We start from the raw sequence: 6,051 nt of genomic DNA, 5'->3' as shown, positions 1-6,051 counted from the left end.
ATCCCAATCCCGGCGAACAGCACTCCGGCGGCCCGCTCGATGTCGCGCATCACGTCGACGTCGTCCTCGCTCGCCGGTCGGACCGACCGCAGGGCGTCGTCGAGGTCACGCGGGTCGGGCATCGCGCTCAAAGCCCGGGAAGAAGTCCACGTAGCCGAGTTTGACAGGACGTGCGGGGCGAGTCGTCCGGCGAGCGGCCGGCCGGGTGCGCTCAGCCGGTGGGAACGATCTGCGCCGGGGCCCCGATCTGGGCGACGAGCATGGTCCAGTGCCCGTCGCCGGCGTTGAGGGCGTCGGTCGTGCGCTGCAGCAGCACCGGCGGGGGGACGGGTGTGCCGTCGAACAGGTTCCCGCACGCCGTGACCGCCTGGGCGTAGGCACCGGCGCCTTCGGTCCAGCTCCTGCTCACGCTCTCGACGGGCGGGAGGCCCAGCGGTCCGATGCGGTCGACGGCCCGCCCCAGGTCGGCGCAGGCCGGTTTCAGCGACATGCCGTCCGCCGCCTGGATGTCGGCCCGTACCGCGTTGACCGCCCGCACGACCTCCGAACGGACCTGGGCGGTGGTGGCGTACCAGGACGTGAGCCGGGCCTTGACGTCGGTGGTTGGCGGTGCCGCCGCACCGGCCCCGCCAGCGGCCCCGCCACCGGACCCGACGACGAGGAACACCACGACCACCGCCACGACCCCGACCACGGAAAGAACTGCCAGCCCGCGTCGACGTTCCTCCCTGGTCAGTTCCTCCCAGGTGCGGTAGTCGCTCCGGCGCCGGCTCACGGGTCCCCCAAATAGCAAGAAGTCAGCGACAAAGCAGACGCACAGCTCAATCCTGACGTTGCGTCGGGAGCGACTCCCGACCGCGCCGGTGACGCGACGCCCGGCGTCCCACGTACCCGGTTCAACCTCCCGCCGCGGCACCGAGGCGCCGCGGGGGCACCGAAGAGGCCCCGCGGGGGGCACCACCAAAGGGGCACACCGCGAGGGGCACCACCAGACGGGCAGCGCCAGACGGGCACCGCCAAATGGGCTCCGGGGCTCTGCGGCTCCGGGGCGGCTGTCCCGGCCACCGCCATAGCAATACGCCGGACCGGCGGTATGCGCGGCGGTAGATGCGGCTGCACGACCGCGAGCGCGGGCAGCGGGCAAAGTACCGGCCCGCGACATCACCCGAGTGTCGGCGCGGGAAAACGCACCGTCTTCTCCTCCCTCCCAAGGGGATCCCCACGCGGGAACTTCGATTTTCGTCACACACATCTGCGTTCCGCTCCCGGCCGGCTCGGCGATGTACTCACGGATGTACGAACGGGCCGCACCCGGCCGTTGCCGGCGGAGGATCCCGGACCGACCCAGGTCGACATCCGGCGTTTCGATGCGCAAAGCTGCGTGAAAGCGTCAAGATATCCCGGGTGCTTTACCACCCCGCGGCTCGGTGGATACCGGTGAGGGACGTTCGCGAAGGGGCACAGATGGACTATGTGATGGACTTGTCGGAGTCGGAGTGGGGGACACCCGCACCGGACCGGACGGGCAGCTGGGCGATCATCGTCCTGGAGCAGGGGACCCGGCAGGTGCAGGGAGTCATCGGCCCGTTCCGGTCGCCCGGCCATGCGCAGGCCTACGCCTGCGACGGGGGATTCGCCGACTGGCTCATCGTCCCATCCCTGTATCTGATGTCGCCCACCGAACCGGAGATCGCCGCCATCGCGGTGCTGTGAGACGGGATCACCCGAACCCGGCGAGGTGAGGCGAGGTGACCGAACCCGCCGGATCGTCCGGGCCGGGTGGTCCCCATCATGGTGCCGAGTGGGGACCACCCGGCAGACGGCATCGAGCGCCGGCGGGGAGAATCGGGGGTCATGGCGGAGCATCTGATCGAGAACTATCTCATCGACATGGACGGTGTTCTGGTCCATGAGGAACATCCCATTCCGGGCGCGGATGCCTTTCTGGCCGGGATCAGCGCGGCAGGCCTGGGTTTTCTCGTGCTGACCAACAACTCGATCTACACGGCCCGCGACCTGTCCGCCCGACTGGCTGGCGCTGGACTCACAATCCCGCCGGAGCGGATCTGGACCTCGGCCCTCGCCACCGCGCTCTTCCTACATATCCAACGCCCCCAGGGATCGGCGTACGTCGTCGGCGAAGCGGGCCTGACCACGGCGCTGCACGACATCGGCTACGTCCTCAGCGACCGGTCACCCGATTACGTCGTCCTCGGGGAGACTCGGACCTACAGCTTTGAGGCAATCACCAAAGCGGTACGGCTGGTGCGCGACGGCGCACGCTTCATCGCGACGAATCCCGATCCCACCGGTCCCTCGGTGGAGGGTCTCCTGCCCGCCACCGGGGCGGTCGCGGCGATGATCACCCGGGCGACCGGCGTCACACCGTACTTTGTCGGCAAGCCGAACCCGTTGATGATGCGCAGTGCGCTGAACACCCTGTCCGCGCACAGCGAGACCACCGTGGTGATCGGCGACCGGATGGACACCGACGTCGTCGCCGGCCTGGAGGCCGGAATGGACACCGTGCTGGTGCTGTCGGGCATCACGTCCATCACCGACGTCGACCGGTTTCCCTACCGGCCGACCGCCATCGTCGGCAGCATCGCCCAGCTGCCCGTCGGTCGGGACGTGCGGACGCTCGACAGCATGCCGACGGCCGCCGTGCGCCCGGCGCCAGCCGAGACCCCCGAGACTCCCGAGCGCACCGGAGCCCCCGATCGCACCGGAGCCCCCGAGCGGGCCGGGGCGCACGGTCGGACCCTGGGAGCGATGCACACCCCGGGGTCCACCACACGTGGGTGAGGGTCCACCACGGAATCAGGGAACCCCGGACGGAATCAGGAGCCGCCCTGCGAACGGCGGAACAGGGTCGCGGTCGGCGCGGCGGCGGTCAGGGTCACCTTCGTCGGCGTGAACAGGAACGACTGCTGGGGCAGGCCGTCCGGACCCAGCAGGAACGCCCGCTCGATCGAGTCGACCTGGATGCGCGCACCGGTGTCGGCACCCGCACCGACGACCCGGGTCGCCTGGATGGACGCGATGTCCTCCGCGACGGTCCCGGGCGGGAGTTCGACGGCCGTGGCGGCCGGCGCGTCCCGTTCGATGGACCAGGCAGGGTAGGTCTTGTTCGACCGGTAGGTCTCGGGGTTGCCGGCGAGCCGCACCCCGACCGACAGCCCGACCCAGGCGTCGGCGGTGTTCGGTGTGCCGACCGTGTTCTTCCGGACGATCAGGTACAGGTAGTTACGCGGGTCGCTGATCCGGGTGCGCGAGTTCGGGACCGGGGCGTCGGCGACCTTGCCCTCCCGGGCGACCTCCTGGGACATCACCCAGTAGGTCCACGGGTTGCGGTCCATCTCCCGTTCAGGGGCCTCGGCGTTCGGGTCGAGGGTGTCCGCGGCCGCCAGGGCGAACCGCATCGGGCCGTCGGTGTTCTGGCACATGCTGTTGCTGCGCGTGCAGGTCCCGAGCAGCGGGTGCGTGCCCTCGTACCGGCCGGTGAACGGCTGAGACGTGTGCTCCGGACCCTGGATCACGGCGCTGCCGGGGATGGCGTTGCCGGTGGCGTCGATCTCGACCTGGTAGGTCCACTCGATGTCGGTGGTCCGCCCCCAGAACGCCATCAGGGCCGGGGTCGGGGTGCCTTCGTCCTTGTTGCTCCACACCATCGAGTAGGTCAGCAGGCGATGACCGGCGATCGCGGTTGGCGCTTCGGAGTGGAAGGCGAGCAGTGGGGTGTCGGTGACGGCGTTCTGGAACGGCCCGCCGGCCATCGGATTCGCGGTGGCGGCCGGCGCCGTCCGGCCGTAGATCACTGGAGCGTGGGCCAGGGCCTGGTAGCCGTTGTCCTGCGGCGTGACGGTGCGGAAGGTCAGATCGGTCAGGCGCGCCGTGGCGGCGTTGCGGGGCGACCGGTCCGCGGCGAACAGCGTCCGCAGGGTGTGCTTGCCGGCGGCCAGGTGACCCAGCGCGAGGCTGCGCTTGATCGGGAAGGAGGTGGGGATCACGAGGTCGGTGGCGTAGGCGGTGTCGACGTAGAGCGACAACACCGCGGACTCGCCGCCCGGGGAGCCCCAGGAGACCCCTGGGGCGGTGGTGGTGACGTCCAGGAGCACCTCGCCGTCGGCCTCGGTGCGGAAGGGGACCGACGAGTCCTGCCCCCGGTTGAGGACGATCTCCGCGGGTGGAGCCGGTGCCTTGTCCCCGGAACCGCACGCCGCGAGCCCCACCGCCAGCACGGTGGCGGCCAAGCTGGCGCCGAGCGTCTGACGCAGTCCCCTTGACACCCGCGTTCCCTCCTAGAATCCGGGATCGCCGCCGCCGCGGCCCGTTCCGCGCTCCCCCGATCCCCACACATCCTGACATCCTGCTCTTTACGGCATTGTCGCCGTGCACCGGTCCGGGTTGGGCTGCGGACAGCCCGCCGGTCGGCCGTGCGGGTGTCATGACGTACCCGCCACCGCTGGGCCGCGGAAACCCCTAGTGATCTCCATGGCGGATAACGTCGCGACGGAGAGGCCGGTGGGACAGCTGGGGGCGGAGGAACGAGCGGGAGTCGGCGTGCGCAAGTTCGTCATCATGGGCGTGCAGGGCAGCGGCAAGGGAACCCAGGCGACGATGATGGCCCGGGACTTCGACCTGGTCCACATCAGCGTCGGCGACGTCTTCCGCTGGAACGTGCAGAATCACACCAAACTCGGTGCCCAGGTCAAACGCATCGTGGCGGCCGGTCACCTGGTCGGGGACGATCTCGTCGAGTCAGTGGTGCGCTCCCGGCTGGCCGAGCACGACTGGAACTATGGGTTCATCATCGACGGGTTCCCGCGTAACGCACGGCAGGCCGAGTTCTTCCTGGAGAGCTACGACATCGACGGGGTCATCTACCTCGATCTCCCCGACGACGAGGTCTACCGGCGGGTGCTCGCCCGCCGGTTCTGCTCGCGGTGCGGCCTGGACTACAACCTGATCGCCAGTAGGCCGCAGGTGCCGGACACCTGCGATGTGTGCGGAGCGCCGCTGCTGACCCGGGCCGACGACAACCCGCAGGCGCTGGCCGTCCGCCTGCGGGAGTACCACGAGAAGACTCGACCGGTCATGGAGATCTTCCAGCGCAAGGAGTTCGTGGCCGTCGTGGACGCCAGGCACCCGCCGCGCGAGGTGCAGGCGGAGATCCGCCGGCATTTCGATCTTCCGCAGCTCGATCGCTCGCAGCTCGATCGCTCGCAGCTCGGTCTTCCGCAGCGGCCGGTCGTGTCCGGGTGAGCCCGGCCGCGATCCCCCGGGGGGGGCTACTGCTTGGTGAATACCACGGCGACGCCGTCGGTGTTACCGACCCCCGCGGCCCCGATACTCCCGTTGACGCCGTGCCCGTTGAACTGGATGGCTCTGGCGACTCCCGGAATCCCCACATCCGTTGTGATCTTATAGCCGGCGCCAGGCAGGGTCTGCCGGTAGAAGGTGGCCACCCCGTCGCTGGACACCCCGCCCAGCGTCACCGTCGACGTCTTCCCGGTGGTCGTGCCGACCTTCACGGTGGCCCCGGGCGGCACCGGGAAATCGGGGGGGACATTCGTGCCACGCAGGGCATCCGCGCCGCTGACGGCGTCGATCCTTCCCACCCCCGGCAGCGAGGTGGGCAGCGAGGTGGGCAGCCCGCTCGGCAGCGCGGTGGGGATCGACGTCGGCAGGGTCGGTGTGCTGACGGAGGGCGGCACACCGATGTCGTCGGACCCCCCGCAGCCGGCGGTCAGCGCGACCATTCCCGCGAGGACCAGCCCCGGAAGCAGCGTCATGGTCCGGCCGGACCGGATCCCTCGGCGTGGTTCGTCAAGGGTGAGGTTCTCCCGCACGGCTGGTCCTCCTGCTCGGTCCGACCGGCGGGACAGGGGTCCCGCGGGCGGACGGTAGATCATCACTGTGGATCTGTCCAGGTGTCTGATTCCCGGATCTTTCGGATCCATGCTGTCGACCTTAGTCGCGGACGGTGCACGCCGCGTGGCGGTGTCGGCTCAGCGTCATTGCCTGTGTGGGGGTGGGCCTGCGTGGGGG

The 6,051-nt window shown here is 70.0% G+C and carries 6 protein-coding genes; 3 read left to right on the top strand and 3 right to left on the bottom strand.

Going from position 1 to position 6,051, the window contains the following annotated elements; genetic code table 11:
• Positions 1 to 211: 211 nt before the first annotated feature.
• Entirely contained in the window at positions 212 to 775 is a 564-nt protein-coding gene (locus tag AC08OP_RS19155; protein ID WP_476615446.1) for a hypothetical protein, read from the bottom strand.
• 662 nt (positions 776 to 1,437) lie between these two features.
• Between AC08OP_RS19155 and AC08OP_RS19150 the strand changes: the two genes are divergently transcribed.
• Both AC08OP_RS19150 and AC08OP_RS19145 read left to right on the top strand, forming a co-directional pair.
• Positions 1,438 to 1,713, top strand: coding sequence for a hypothetical protein (locus tag AC08OP_RS19150; RefSeq protein ID WP_476611870.1), 276 nt, complete (start codon positions 1,438 to 1,440; stop codon positions 1,711 to 1,713).
• A gap of 141 nt (positions 1,714 to 1,854) precedes the next feature.
• A complete protein-coding gene (locus AC08OP_RS19145) occupies positions 1,855 to 2,805 on the top strand; it encodes an HAD-IIA family hydrolase (protein WP_476615445.1) in 951 nt (316 codons plus the stop codon).
• Positions 2,806 to 2,840: 35 nt separating this feature from the next.
• Here the strand turns inward: AC08OP_RS19145 and AC08OP_RS19140 are convergent, their stop codons facing one another.
• Positions 2,841 to 4,289 carry a hypothetical protein gene (locus tag AC08OP_RS19140; protein WP_476615444.1) on the bottom strand — a complete coding sequence of 483 codons (1,449 nt, stop codon included), beginning with the start codon at positions 4,287 to 4,289 and terminating at the stop codon, positions 2,841 to 2,843.
• Positions 4,290 to 4,563: 274 nt separating this feature from the next.
• Between AC08OP_RS19140 and AC08OP_RS19135 the strand changes: the two genes are divergently transcribed.
• Positions 4,564 to 5,265, top strand: a complete 702-nt coding sequence (locus AC08OP_RS19135) for an adenylate kinase family protein (protein ID WP_476615447.1) — start codon at positions 4,564 to 4,566, stop codon at positions 5,263 to 5,265.
• Between the two features lie 26 nt (positions 5,266 to 5,291).
• On the opposite strand, the gene AC08OP_RS19130 is transcribed toward AC08OP_RS19135, so the two are convergent.
• On the bottom strand, positions 5,292 to 5,852 hold the full coding sequence (locus AC08OP_RS19130; protein ID WP_476615443.1) for a hypothetical protein: 561 nt from the start codon (positions 5,850 to 5,852) through the stop codon (positions 5,292 to 5,294).
• Positions 5,853 to 6,051: the final 199 nt, after the last annotated feature.

It is taken from the genome of Frankia sp. CeRuru1 (assembly GCF_977966315.1).
Note: the sequence above shows the minus strand (reverse complement) of the source record. Positions and strands in the feature narration are given on the sequence as shown.

What these genes read in the sequence shown, in the direction of transcription:
- AC08OP_RS19145 (WP_476615445.1), top strand. Translation starts at nt 1,855, where the DNA reads ATGGCGGAGCATCTGATCGAGAACTATCTCATCGACATGGACGGTGTT.